The organism is Tunicatimonas sp., from assembly GCF_049647865.1.
Classification (GTDB): domain Bacteria; phylum Bacteroidota; class Bacteroidia; order Cytophagales; family Cyclobacteriaceae; genus Tunicatimonas.
Genome location: NZ_JBARYM010000029.1, coordinates 1 through 12,544 on the forward strand (window position 1 = coordinate 1; position 12,544 = coordinate 12,544).

Genomic DNA, 12,544 nt, shown 5'->3' on the forward strand with positions numbered 1-12,544 from the left:
CGCCCCTCTTACTGATGAAGAAATATCGTTCTACATTGAAAAATACCAACCTCTCGATAAAGCTGGAAGTTACGCTATTCAAGAGTGGATCGGCATGATTGGTATCAATCGCATTATGGGCTCCTACTTCAATGTAGTAGGCCTACCAACTCATCGTCTTTATCAAGAGCTGGAAAAAGTATTTTGACAATATACTAATGACCAGATAATTGCGGTCGTCTTCTTTTGAAGTTCGGGTCTTGCAGGCGTTTCTCAAAATTCGCCAGCGACTTTACCCACCCATCATGGTAACTAGCATTTGCTGTTAACTTCACTTGGGAAGTATAATCTGATAGTTTAATAGCCTTCATAGTGTATAGTGTTTAGTTTTAGTAAGGTTAGAGGTGTACTCAGCTTGCCTACAATAAATAATACACAAGCCAGCTGGTAGTATAAGGTCATCAACTATCAGCTCATGCAGCTCTTCCTTAAAAGGTCGGTTATAAAATAGGTTACAAGAAAAAATCATACCAGACATAATATTTTTGCCCGGCCTTGAATCTTAAAAATTTTTGCCAATATATCAGTGTTGCCTTAACTGTTGTTTTAGTGCTTTAATTCAAAGGTTAAATGCCATTCACTAAAAGAAACCTTAAAAAATTTTGATCTTCTGCTCTAACCAGCTACTTTGCATTACATTGTACCTAACATTAGTTAGTACTTTGCGTATAGATTTGCAACCTTTACAAGTAGTTATGCATCTAACAAACAATCAAACTCTGTTTTATTGTGCTATGAAGCGACCACCTAACTTCAAACTTGTTGTTGAATCAGCTATTTCTCAGATTCTAAAGAGTAAAAATGCTACTGATTTTTATTCTGCTATACGTTATATAAAGCAGCTACCTGATGCTAAAGAGTGTGCATCTCATGATTTGTTGCAGACATCCCAAGAAGGTGGAAGCTGTTGCTCAAAAACAGCTTTACTAGTAGCATTAGCTAAAGAAAACTTTATTACCGATATGAAATTAGTGCTTTGTACTTTCACAGAAAGTTATGAAGGTAACTCTCTGATTAAGTGCTTGTTAGAAAGGTACAAACTTCCTGCACTGCCTTCAACAGCCTGTTTTCTAAAGTATCAAGATGAATTTTACTCACCGTTTAGTGCCACTCAAATTAAAACCTCCTCTATTCAATCGGATATTGAAATTACCCCTATGCAAATTGGCAATTTTACTCGGCGTTATTGCCACCACTTTATTAAGCATTGGTTAGTTATAGAAAAGCTACACCATAGTTGGAGCGTTGAAAAAATTCGTCAAATAAAGAGAGAGTGCTGCCAGATTTTAGAAAATCAAATTTAATAAGATAACAAAACTTCCTTTAAACTTAGCATTGACAAAATGACATATAGTAATATAATTTACTATTAATGCGCTATTTTTAATTTTTACGGATAATTCTTTATTACTAAACCCATAATTAGTTTAAGCAGTCAATTGCTACTTAGTGTAATCTCATAGATAGATCATCTTAAGATATTACTAATTGTATAAGTTATCTACGTAATAATAGTAGCCAGCTTTTCTTTAGTAAGTGGCTTAAAAGCATACTCAGATACGGATGAATAAGCCATGGACTTTTTCCGATCAGATTCGCTTATTGAACTACTAAGCATGCTGATTTTTGTAGTAGGATGATTATCCCAGAAGGTTGCTTCGTAGCGCTCTATAAATTCGTGACCATCCATCTCAGGCATGTTAATATCTACTAAGATTAAATCAGGGAAGTGGTCTTCCTTTTCGCATTCTCTAAGGTAATCTAATGCCTCCCAACCACTTTCTTTAATTTCGTAGCTTTGAATAAAATCTACTTTTCCTAATACTGCTTCTACAGTAAAGTTGTTAATTTCATCATCATCAATTAGTAAAACTCGAACCATATGAGATAGTTAATAACGGTAGTGACTACTAAAAATCAATATTAATTAATATTTTTTCCTTTTAAAATTATCATAATTTCTGCATGCTAAGTTGTACGTAATACTTCTTACTGTTTAAGAAATTACTTCTATGTTTAACGGAAGAACCTGTTATTTCAGAACCAATAATTAATATTTTATACATAATTTTTATAAGTATTTCTTGACTAGTTGTTGCCTTCTTTTCACTTTAGAGATAAAATTTCTTTTAATAGCTAGTGTAAGCTTTTGCCGGTATTTAATAGCTACCTTTAGTCGCTATAACTCAGTGCCAGACTGTATTACTAGTAGAAGCGATCAAAATAGATCAGATAGTGATACTTCTTCTACGTATTTGTTTAGAATACTCCGGTGTTCATAACTAGCAATACTAATAACCTTATTACCAATTCGGTTGTACATCACCTCTACAAAAAAGTCGTCAATATGATATAGGGTAATTCGGAACTGACTGTAGGTACGATCTGCTACATAAGTCCCGTAATCCCATAAGTACTGGGCTTTATCATAAAATGACAATTCATCAAAATCGCTCAGGTTTAACATGATCCTTCAGTTAAAGAGTCTAATCTTGCTAATTTAGCGAGATTATACCGTCAAGCGGGTATTCACTCTCTGAATACCTTACATAGGTAAGAACAAACTCAATTAGTATTAGCGTGACACTCCCTCTTTTAGAAAACTGATAGAAAGCTTCTATATTCTTCCAGCTACAAGCGTGATTTTGTAAAGAAATATTGCTGAGTCGGGCAATCAATATACTCAGGTAAGACAATTGCAGGCTTTGCTAATTTTGCCGCTTTACATAAAATCAATTGGGTTGATTTAGCAACATTCAGTACTTAGCAAAAATGGTAAATTAGACGCGCAAATTCGTTTAAGATAAGCAGTACTAAACAGAAACTCTTATTTACATTGAAGATATCATCTACAAGCAATTTTATTTACTTAATACATGAGGGGAGTATATTTATTTGAGAGCACTGATGTCGGCCATTATTTGTGGTCGAAGACAGAATTAAACAGATCAATTATTTGCAATTTGTTTATGATAGTACAATTTGTTGGTTATATTTGAGAAGGAGAAGCAAAGGTTTTCAATTGTATTTATTGTACCCGTCGCTATTGTTGCTTTTTCGCGACTTTTAAGAAGATAGATTTTCTGTACACGCACTCTTTACACCCTATAGCGTAGCTTAGACTATTTCTGTAGTATTGAATGTAGTATACGAAACCACTTAGAGTTGAAGTATACGTTGTATTTTGCTGAGATTAATAAGGTTGCGGGAAATATACAACTAGGTCCCTAAACACTACTTTAGACTTAGCCATAGCTACATGCATAGTACGTTATTTTTCAGTTCTCAACACTCACGTACCTTCCTGTTATTTACAATGGGCATTGATGCTGTTTTGCTCATTGGAAGTTTCTTTATCCATACTGCTGTCATTCCCAATTACTTATTAGTTATTATCATATTAGGTTGGTGGATATTACTGCTACTCACTAATCAGTACCAACCGAGTAGCATAAAATTTCCTAAAATTATTAGCAGTACCGGTTTAGCTGGTATTGGCCACCTTACTTTTACGATTGTTATTTGCACGATCGGTCAGAAGCTTGGATACGTTTCGCCACTTGTACGACTTATTCTTCTCTTTTATATTTCTCGTATCGCTGTTTTCGCACTATTACATAAGCTGTACTATTATGCCCTTAATGTTACTGATAATATGCTTCGGTTTGTCATTATTGGTGATAAAGAAGCTGCTATTAGTAAATTATTACTTAACTATCTACTACAAAGTGAAGCAAAGTTTGTAGGGTATGTGAATACGAACAGTGTAGATCATTTACAATCAGATAGTTTACTGGAGCTTTATCAAAAGCTTCTATCGAAAGGGGTAAGTCATATTTACTGTACTCTCCCATTACCAGAATGGACAGCTCACGTTAATAAACTGCAACAAATGGCTGACGATCATTTTATATATTTTCATTGGCTATCTGATTTTGGCTTAGAAGATTCACCAAAGCAACATTTAGATTTCAGAATGAAAAATATCATGGTATACACCTCTCATAAATAAAATAACATATGATACTTGAAAATTGACCTTCGTTATGGCTAGCACTTAAAATAAGCACTATTTGCAGTTGACCGAGCGGATATACTACTAGCTATAGCTGTAAAAACACTAAACCTTGCCCCTAACCTATGAACTCTATTTCTTCTCCAACTACAATCACGCCCACTCTTCAAGCATTAGAGGTTGAGAAAGAACGTGTTATCTTAATTCTCACCCCTGACCTTACCAATATATGTGGCGTCGCTGGTTATTTTAACACGTTGAGGTTGCACCACGGCCCCTTTAGAGTAGAATATTTTGAGATCAATAAAGCACGCAGTGAGGGAAAAGCAACCAAGGCGTTTAGAATAGCTTTCAACTACCTCCGATTTATGTTGAAAGTTCTTACCAACTCCTATGAGCTGGTACATATTAACCCTTCGTTCAACAGAAAGTCGTTCTTGAGAGACACTATCTTTTGTGGAATCTGCTTACTATTTAAAAAGAAAGTAGTTGTGCTATTTCACGGCTGGGAAGATAATTTTGAAGAGAGCGTACGCACCAATAGGTTGTACAGATTTTTATTCCAACATACATTTATGAAAGCCGCTAATTATGTAGTATTAAGTTCCATATTTAAAGATAAGTTGGCCAGTTTGGGGGTAGCCCCTTCTTCTCGGTTCTGGATTAATACCACAGCAGCAACTCCTCCTCAGTCACTCAGTCTTTCTAAAAAACTAAATATTTACCAACCCGACGAAATCCACTTATTATTTATTGCCCGAATAGTTAAGGGTAAAGGGATGTATATTGCTATAGATGCTTTTGAACAAGTGAAGAAAAAGGTGCCTGACTGTACTATCCATTTGCACATTGCTGGTGAAGGTAGCGAACTTGCTAATGTGAAAGAATATGTGGAAGATCTAAAATACCGAAACATCCATTTTCACGGATATGTGCTCAGTGAAGAGAAAGATCGCCTTTTTAAATCCTGTGATATTATGCTGTTTCCCACCTTTTACCCTGAAGGACTACCAACATCTATTATGGAGGGCATGATGTACGGTCTACCAATAGTGTCTCGCCGTAACGCGGGCATACCTGACGTAGTAGAACACGAAATAAATGGTTTTCTTTCCGATAGTAAAGACCCTGCGGTATTTGCCACTTTCCTTTATGAGATTATAACATCCCCCCTACTTTACAAACGAATTGCTGAGGCCAATCACTTAAAAGCAATCAACAACTTTTCTAGTCAGCACATAAAGCAGCGTATTCTAAACGTATATCAAGAGATAATTGAGGCTTGAGGTAAAATTAAGGATGTAATAGTGCTATTGCTATTTACTACAGTTTGTCCCCCACTGTTTGGCTAGTACCAATCTCACTAGCTATTTCCGAACTCATTTGATCCAGTATAACATCCCAGGTATACTTTTTACAAGCTAACTCGTAGCCAGCTTTTCCGTATGCCTGACACCTCTCCCCGCTGCCAAGTAGCGAAATTAAAGCCTTACTAATTTGATACACGCTTCCATCAGTAAGAATACCGGACACTCCATCTTGTATGGTGAAACTGTTGGACCCAATATTACTGGTTACAATAGGCAAACGGTAGTACATCGCTTCTACGAAAACAATACCAAATGTTTCTACAATAGAAGGCATACAAAAAATGCTAGCCTGCTCATAATAGCTTTTTAATACTTCTAACGGTACTCGCTCTACCGCATAGCAACCTTCAACATTAGCCACCGGCGGCTTAGAACCAACAATATTGAGAGTAGCTTCAGGATGATGTTTTCTAGCAATTTTAAACGCTTCAATTAACACCCACCCACCTTTTAGCTCCCAACGATCACCCACAAAAAGTATAGATTTAGTGTGATATTTAGCGTTATTAACAGTAGCTGGAATTGGGATATTACCGCCACAACCTACTTCAACAACTTTCTTTTCATCTATATTATACTGATGGATCAACGACTGTTTTGTGTGATTACCCATCACAAAAATTTTACGCGTGTTCTGGTACAGCTCAGTTTCTCGGGCATGATATAAATCGGACTTAACCAAACGGGTAGGTGCCAAACTCAAAGTAGGATAAAAGAAATTACATAAGTTGGTATGATCGGTATAAATGAAATGAGGCAATCCGTTCAGCTCAAAATCATACATTGACTGAGTTTGTAGAGAGAATACATACTCACTTGCATCAATGTTTTTCTCTAAATACTTCTTAAAAAAATTGAAGATATAAAGTGTGCTCAAAAAAAAACGCTTGGCTTCTTTAATTTCTCTTCGGCCTAAAACAAAGTCAGCTCCATACTCTTTAATGAAGTAAAAAATATTTAAGAACAATACGACCTTGTTCCTTCGCAGCACGCCATTCATTTCAATATCATGCACCTGATAACTAGAAAAGGACTCTTGTAATTTATCCTTCAACACAGTGTTTACCATAGAAAAGGTACCCGCATGAATAAATAAAATTTTCTGAACACTCATTCAGTTAGCATTTATGATAGTCACCCTGGTTACTAATTATTTACAAAGATTGGTCATACAGTTTAAGATAAGCATACGTCATTGCATTAAGCGTAAAGCCTTCTTCTATTCTCTTCCTTCCTGCGTCTCCCATAGCCTGAGCTACTTGTGGGTGATCAAGTAGGTACATTATCTTTTCTTCTAAGTGATGGGGATCGCGCTGCTGGCAAACAAATCCGGTTACCTGGTTAATGACTAATTCAGTGGTACCTCCTGCATCAGTAGCAATCACTGGTTTTTTTAACGCCATATATTCCATAACTGAATTAGGAATCCCCTCTCCGTGTACTTGGTGGTCGGTTATAAGTACTCCAACACTAAAGATATTAACTGCTGCTTCAATATCCGCGATTCTTCCGGTAAAAATAATTTTTTCTTCATTTTTATACATTTTAGATAGCTCAGCCAAGTCTTTTCCATCTCCTATTGCCATAAAAGTAACATCATCCCGGTTCTCTAATACATATTGGGCAGCTTTTAAGTAGGTAGGATAATCTTTAGCCCCCCGGAAGCTAGCCACCATACCTACTACATATCTGGTAGTAATATTAAAATGGCGCCGCATCTCGGTGGTGTTTGGTAAGCCCTCAAACCGAGTAAGGTCTATACCATTGGGAATACAGAAACTCTTTTGAAGCGGCGCATCATACGCTTTTAACCCGGCTCTTGAATTGCTGATAATACTATCGGAAAGCGGAAAAGAAAGCTTTATGTGCCACCATCGGCTGCTGAATGGTTTAACTGACCAAGGGGCATCGGCGATAATCGCATTAATAAACCTGGCTTTACTTAATAGCACAGTAGGTAAAAGAAATACAGAAGCAACTGAAGACCAACTCTGAATAATATCGGGACCAAATTTTTTGATGGCGCAGTATAGCTTATAAAATATTGTGAAGTCTTTTTTCCCTCTTCGGGGAAGAAAAATAGTTTGAATAGACAAATGGTGCAATTCTTCATATTCAACTAGATTAGATAAGATGATTAAGCAAACTGTAACTATTTCATTCTTTTCTAATCCCTTCAGCAGTTCGAGCAGACGGCGCTCTTTTCCACCCGCCACCATGGTATCTACCACAATAACGACCCGAGTGACCGTACTTCTTTTGCTCATACCAACGCGGTAGCTAGTTTTCTAAATTTTTCGGGCGTTAGCGAAACTAAAAGATTTATTTCCGGAGCTGTAAATACCCTATTATACTTCAGTAGTAGAACATATACTCCTACTCCGAAAATTGCCTTAAACAGCACCAATCCTATTATTACTTGATTGAGTAGCATAATCGTTAGAATGGTAAGCACTGCATTTATAATACTTTTTAGAGTAGCTAGCCAAGGTATCCGTAGGGTTATATGCCGATTAATAAGAAGATATATTATACCATTTCTTAAGGTTCCGCTAGTAGCAGTAGCTACTGCCATTCCGGCTGCTCCGTAGTAGTACGCTAAAGGAATACCGACAGCAATATTGAAAATAAAGGCAGCTTTAGAAATGATAAGAATCTTAGGTTTTTGTATAGCCTTCGCTACTATGGTAAGTGGCATATTTTCCAGCATCAAAAAGCCCAGAAAAATAAGTAGGGGCCAGTACGCTTGTAGCACATATTCTTGATCGAAGACCAGCAGTAATAGCTCTTCGCCCAAAGGAGCAAATACAGCTACCAATAAAAACCCAATAACGTTGTTAGCACTACAGAGAAATCTGAAAGCCTCGTTTAGTTGAGAGTTATCTTTATTCTCATCGTAGCGAGAATAAATTACCGGCTGAATCAAGTATAAAAACATCCGGTTCGGATAAATATCCATTACTTTAGATAAGATACGAGTTGCTATCGCATACACGGCTACCTGTATGTTGGTAGAAAAGTAGGCTAGCACGTAACGGTCAATATCAGTACCTAAGAAAGAGCCTCCTAACTTATCAACGTAACTACCCCACCGATAATCCTTTTCTTCTTTCGTTTCCCGGATTGGTCGGAGTACCTTCATAAGGGGGGGTACCCCATAGTGCCGTAGAAAAACAATGCTAAGCACCCCGAAGCTAAGTATTTGAACTACTACTAAGCCTTGTATAAAGAACAATAACTGAGCATCAATATAAACTCCGTACACAATTACTGTAATACGGCCTAGCTCATGAATAATATTATTGAACAGCACAGTTTTTTGCGAAAACCTGGCCAATAAAGATTTTTTCAGCAGATCGTGAGCCGTGTAGAATACAACAATAACTAAATAGGTGCTTAGATGCTGAAAGTAACCATCCAGTCCAAAGTATTGAGCGTATCCGCTAAACCCAACCGCCATGAGTATTGAGAACAAAACAATGAGTACTGAACGCCGGAAAACAATATTCCAAACTGTATCTCTTACGGTATCTTCACTTGTCATGCCGGGAACGTAGCGAGCTAGGTATTGGTCGTATCCCAAGGCTAGCAGCATATTGAATAAAGCGGGCAGAGCATTCAGTAAAGCATATATTCCGTATTCACTAGCTTCGAGATGACGTACTAGTAGTACAATACCAAATAGTGCTACTAAAATATTAACCACTGATATAGCTACAGAATAAGGGAGGGCGTTTCTGGCTTTCGATTTTATACTCATACAATCAGTGGATGCATAGCTAGTGCATAGGCTCAATCAAAGACACTAATTACTTTACTATTCACTGCTTTTTGAAAATCCTTACGGAGAATGGAAGAATACCTTCTTAATAGTAGTTTTGCATATATTTGACTTGCAAGTATACTAAACTTTGCCATGAATAGAATTCTGTTTATTAAAAAAGGCAAGTTCTCGAATGCTAATGCTAAAGTAATTCGGCAACTAAATCTGCATTTTAAGGGTCATTCCATTGAAGTACTCGACCTTGAAGCTTACCTCAATAAAAAGCCTATTGTCTTAATTATCAATATTTTTTTCACGATAAAAGAGTATGGTTTAGACTTTTTGAGCGGTAAGAAGCACAAAGATGATATTAAGAAAGTGTTTTTTTGCACCACATTTCTCTTTAAGCATATAAAAAAGGTGCTTGAAAAAAAGGTAATGCCTGGTTATTATACTTTTACTTTTCAAACCCAGTCAATGCATGACTGTAGTAGCCCAGGCACCCCACATTTTGTTTACACCGATCATACGGCTTTAGCAAATTATCACTATCCTGATATATCAATCAAAAAGTACGAAAAATCTCCAGGCTACATCAAGCTAGAACAAACTGTTTATAAAAATGCTACGAAAGTCTTCGTATTCGGAGGCCAGGTCGCTCGCTCGTTAGTAGATGATTATCAACTACCTAAAAACAAAATTGCTTGTGTAGGAGCTGGCTACAATGTTCAGGTATCAAGCCCGCCTGCTGATGAAGCCCGCTATGCTCGCAAAGAAATTCTTTTCGTGGGAATTGAGTGGGAACGTAAGGGTGGCCCAATGCTGGTAGAAGCGTTTCAAAGGATTTTACCTAAGCACCCAGATGCTCAATTAACCATTGTTGGCAGTAGCCCCAAAGTTACTCTTTCCAACTGTACGGTAGTAGGCAGAGTGCCTTTAAGCGAAGTCTCTAAGTATTTTGAGCAAGCTTCCATTTTCTGTATGCCCTCGGTCCGCGAGCCATTCGGTATTGTATACATTGAAGCAATGTTGTACCGCCTGCCCGTTGTAGCCTTAAACTTAGGAGCAACCCCTGATTTTATTCAATCGGGAGTTAACGGGTTGCTAGTCGAGAATAATGTTGAAGATTTAGCTAATGCACTAGATCAGTTACTACAATCTCCTTCGCAATGCCAGGCTTTTGGCGAGCAAGGATATCAAATTGCCCACAAACGGTATTCCTGGGATTATATTGGTGATACTATTTGCAGCGAGATTAAGTCGGCACTGCCAGTAACCCATAAAAATGAGATCCACCGAGGTAAACAGGGCTAAAACAGGTACTACGCGCTCCCCAGGGATTCTAACAAGTTATTTAGTGAGGTAGCTCCGCCTTCCACTTTGGTAATGCTTGCTCACTGTTAATCGTTTGCATGTGTTGATCATAATATAGTATTGATGCGTATAAAATCAACATCATTATCATCATTCCAACCTCCGTTATTTCGCCAGCATAGTTCATAAAATTTGTAAGACGCCGGTTCATACTTGCGGTTGTCATTAAAAAAATAGAGACCATCCCCATTAGTCCAATATTCTTTAACATCTTATCCCTTACCTTGTACAGCGAATAAAATTGGCGGTAAATTAAAAAGTATATATAGAGTAGAAACGCTACCCCTAGTATGCCTACTTGATGCAGATAGCCGTTCCAAAAGCCTTCTGACCAGTTATATTCCCAGTCTTTGCGGAACATTTGAGGTATTAACGTAAAATTATCGACAACTTGATTTAGCGCCTTATCCGATACCTTTCTATTAAGAGCCTGAAAATCTTCTTTGCTATCAGCCGCCAGCATGCTCTCCATTCTTTTAAGTAAAAACTCAGGTTGTAGTATAGCAATCGCTATCGCCACTAAGAATCCATACATAATAATTTTGTAGTTACGGTTGTATACTGCCACCAATCAGAAAGCTAAAACCGACCATACGTAGGCCTGACGAGAAAGTGAGGTAGCAATAGCCAGAAGTGAAACAGCAATACAAAGTCTTAGTAACGTTTTGTGGCTATTAGAATTTGCGTGCAATATTAGAGCAAATAATAATACGAACACCAGAATCATAGACCAATAATTCTTATGCTCGAAGAAAGGGTTCTGCCATATTACCGTATCAGAACTAGGATTACTCAACAGTTCGTAGTGCCGGAGGTTAAACTCTAAAATAGAAGCCGCAAACAATAAACCATACAGCATAAGCACCATAAATAGCCATTTAAGATGCGGGACAGTAAGACGAGTAAACGAGAAGTACAAAAAGGCAACGATAGCTAAGTTATCGTAAATTCGAGAAAGCACACTGATGAGGCTATTCGAAGGGGACACTTCTGCCGCATTAACGGGCATACCCCGAAATAGTATCTGGAAGCTAGCCGCTAATTGCCCTATCACTAGGGATAACGCTACCAGCATTAGAATAGAGGGGGCACCTTTTAAGGTTCTGACTTTTTTTTGCAGAAGACTATAAACCAGAAACGGAATAAATAAAATGCGGCTAACATCTAGCCCTCTGGATACGTCTGAAAGCATCTCCGAAAAGGCCGGAATGAACAAAACCATCAAAAAAATTGCTACACAATGGATATAAGACCGAAGAGCAAATGCCAATAATAACCCCATCATAACCAGTCGAATAGCAACTGGGGCGTACAGTGAAATACTAAACCAACAAGCAGCATAAAGGACACTAAGAACAATCCAAGAGGGTTTCTTGAAATTTTCTAAGCCCCGAATTACGTTATCATCACTACTTATTGATAGCTTCATACACTACATTTTCTCTTTCTGATCTTCCAATTCGCTATACAGGCTTGAGACTTTCTTTTTTGAGAAGATATCAAAACTGAGCAAAGGATGATGCTGCTTTTTAAAGTTGAAGTGATCCTTTTTACGAGCGTCACTGATGGGTTTGCCCGTAAATACCGATAGTTTTTCTATTGCATGTTGGCTACTCATGAAGTCCTCATAATTTAGCAGTAGTGCATCTGCTGAATCTCTAGACCGTACAATATCCAATAGCATTTGGTTGTATGTTTTCCATTCGTAAAGAGACTTAACCCCATAGACTAGCTTCTTGTCTGGACGACGATATCCGGCAAATACGTGGCCTACTACCTGAGCCGGATTACGATAGATGGCAATAATCTTATGAGCAGGAAGCACCTCTTGCCAGTAATGATACGTGAGGCAAGTACGCGGGTCTTTAAAACCCCAACTTTCATCTGACTCATTACACACAGTAATAACTTCCTCCATCTTCTTTTTTACCGATGGGGCTAAGGGCTGGGTCGGAACATTATGTATAGAATACCTACTGTCGT

General features: G+C 37.7%; 14 protein-coding genes. 5 read left to right on the forward strand and 9 right to left on the reverse strand.

What is annotated here, in order from left to right; translation table 11 throughout:
* On the forward strand, positions 1 to 187 hold a 187-nt coding region (locus WBA23_RS01170; RefSeq protein WP_424580400.1), incomplete at its 5' end, for a Maf family protein.
* A 7-nt stretch (positions 188 to 194) separates the two neighbouring features.
* Here the strand turns inward: WBA23_RS01170 and WBA23_RS01175 are convergent.
* Positions 195 to 350, reverse strand: a complete 156-nt coding sequence (locus WBA23_RS01175; RefSeq protein ID WP_424580401.1) for a hypothetical protein — start codon at positions 348 to 350, stop codon at positions 195 to 197.
* 423 nt (positions 351 to 773) lie between these two features.
* Here WBA23_RS01175 and WBA23_RS01180 point away from each other — a divergent pair, with 423 nt between their 5' ends.
* The gene (locus WBA23_RS01180) at positions 774 to 1,343 is read left to right on the forward strand and encodes a hypothetical protein (protein WP_424580402.1); all 570 of its coding nucleotides are present in this window, start codon (positions 774 to 776) and stop codon (positions 1,341 to 1,343) included.
* 197 nt (positions 1,344 to 1,540) lie between these two features.
* Here the strand turns inward: WBA23_RS01180 and WBA23_RS01185 are convergent, their stop codons facing one another.
* Together WBA23_RS01185 and WBA23_RS01190 are read right to left on the reverse strand one after the other, a co-directional pair.
* A complete protein-coding gene (locus tag WBA23_RS01185; RefSeq protein ID WP_424580403.1) occupies positions 1,541 to 1,921 on the reverse strand; it encodes a response regulator in 381 nt (126 codons plus the stop codon).
* Between the two features lie 336 nt (positions 1,922 to 2,257).
* Positions 2,258 to 2,506 (reverse strand): hypothetical protein, encoded by a 249-nt coding sequence (locus WBA23_RS01190; RefSeq protein WP_424580404.1) that lies wholly within the window; start codon positions 2,504 to 2,506, stop codon positions 2,258 to 2,260.
* Between the two features lie 849 nt (positions 2,507 to 3,355).
* Here WBA23_RS01190 and WBA23_RS01195 point away from each other — a divergent pair.
* Entirely contained in the window at positions 3,356 to 4,051 is a 696-nt protein-coding gene (locus WBA23_RS01195; RefSeq protein ID WP_424580405.1) for a hypothetical protein, read from the forward strand.
* A 128-nt stretch (positions 4,052 to 4,179) separates the two neighbouring features.
* A complete protein-coding gene (locus WBA23_RS01200; RefSeq protein WP_424580406.1) occupies positions 4,180 to 5,340 on the forward strand; it encodes a glycosyltransferase family 4 protein in 1,161 nt (386 codons plus the stop codon).
* Positions 5,341 to 5,377: 37 nt separating this feature from the next.
* Here WBA23_RS01200 and WBA23_RS01205 read toward each other — a convergent pair whose 3' ends face one another.
* From WBA23_RS01205 to WBA23_RS01215, 3 genes are read right to left on the reverse strand one after another with little or no spacing between them, the layout of a single operon-like run.
* Positions 5,378 to 6,538 (reverse strand): glycosyltransferase family 4 protein, encoded by a 1,161-nt coding sequence (locus WBA23_RS01205; protein ID WP_424580407.1) that lies wholly within the window; start codon positions 6,536 to 6,538, stop codon positions 5,378 to 5,380.
* A 40-nt stretch (positions 6,539 to 6,578) separates the two neighbouring features.
* Positions 6,579 to 7,691 (reverse strand): glycosyltransferase, encoded by a 1,113-nt coding sequence (locus WBA23_RS01210; protein WP_424580408.1) that lies wholly within the window; start codon positions 7,689 to 7,691, stop codon positions 6,579 to 6,581.
* Positions 7,688 to 9,184 carry a lipopolysaccharide biosynthesis protein gene (locus WBA23_RS01215; RefSeq protein WP_424580409.1) on the reverse strand — a complete coding sequence of 499 codons (1,497 nt, stop codon included), beginning with the start codon at positions 9,182 to 9,184 and terminating at the stop codon, positions 7,688 to 7,690. Before WBA23_RS01215 ends, WBA23_RS01210 begins: the two co-directional genes overlap by 4 nt.
* Before the next feature lie 156 nt (positions 9,185 to 9,340).
* Here WBA23_RS01215 and WBA23_RS01220 point away from each other — a divergent pair, with 156 nt between their 5' ends.
* Positions 9,341 to 10,501 (forward strand): glycosyltransferase family 4 protein, encoded by a 1,161-nt coding sequence (locus WBA23_RS01220; protein WP_424580410.1) that lies wholly within the window; start codon positions 9,341 to 9,343, stop codon positions 10,499 to 10,501.
* A 40-nt stretch (positions 10,502 to 10,541) separates the two neighbouring features.
* Here WBA23_RS01220 and WBA23_RS01225 read toward each other — a convergent pair whose 3' ends face one another.
* The 3 genes from WBA23_RS01225 to WBA23_RS01235 form a co-directional block, all read right to left on the reverse strand.
* Positions 10,542 to 11,129 carry a hypothetical protein gene (locus WBA23_RS01225; protein WP_424580411.1) on the reverse strand — a complete coding sequence of 196 codons (588 nt, stop codon included), beginning with the start codon at positions 11,127 to 11,129 and terminating at the stop codon, positions 10,542 to 10,544.
* Positions 11,130 to 11,132: 3 nt separating this feature from the next.
* Positions 11,133 to 11,990: a hypothetical protein gene (locus tag WBA23_RS01230; protein ID WP_424580412.1), complete on the reverse strand. Its 858-nt coding sequence runs from the start codon at positions 11,988 to 11,990 to the stop codon at positions 11,133 to 11,135.
* A 3-nt stretch (positions 11,991 to 11,993) separates the two neighbouring features.
* Positions 11,994 to 12,544: hypothetical protein (locus WBA23_RS01235; protein WP_424580413.1), on the reverse strand; the 551-nt coding region annotated here is incomplete at its 5' end.

Coding starts and splice junctions, on each gene's coding strand:
- WBA23_RS01200 (WP_424580406.1), top strand. CDS start 4,180: ATGAACTCTATTTCTTCTCCAACTACAATCACGCCCACTCTTCAAGCA.
- WBA23_RS01205 (WP_424580407.1), bottom strand. CDS start 6,538: ATGAGTGTTCAGAAAATTTTATTTATTCATGCGGGTACCTTTTCTATG.
- WBA23_RS01195 (WP_424580405.1), top strand. CDS start 3,356: ATGGGCATTGATGCTGTTTTGCTCATTGGAAGTTTCTTTATCCATACT.
- WBA23_RS01220 (WP_424580410.1), top strand. CDS start 9,341: ATGAATAGAATTCTGTTTATTAAAAAAGGCAAGTTCTCGAATGCTAAT.
- WBA23_RS01190 (WP_424580404.1), bottom strand. CDS start 2,506: ATGTTAAACCTGAGCGATTTTGATGAATTGTCATTTTATGATAAAGCC.
- WBA23_RS01230 (WP_424580412.1), bottom strand. CDS start 11,990: ATGAAGCTATCAATAAGTAGTGATGATAACGTAATTCGGGGCTTAGAA.
- WBA23_RS01215 (WP_424580409.1), bottom strand. CDS start 9,184: ATGAGTATAAAATCGAAAGCCAGAAACGCCCTCCCTTATTCTGTAGCT.
- WBA23_RS01210 (WP_424580408.1), bottom strand. CDS start 7,691: ATGAGCAAAAGAAGTACGGTCACTCGGGTCGTTATTGTGGTAGATACC.
- WBA23_RS01175 (WP_424580401.1), bottom strand. CDS start 350: ATGAAGGCTATTAAACTATCAGATTATACTTCCCAAGTGAAGTTAACA.
- WBA23_RS01180 (WP_424580402.1), top strand. CDS start 774: ATGAAGCGACCACCTAACTTCAAACTTGTTGTTGAATCAGCTATTTCT.
- WBA23_RS01185 (WP_424580403.1), bottom strand. CDS start 1,921: ATGGTTCGAGTTTTACTAATTGATGATGATGAAATTAACAACTTTACT.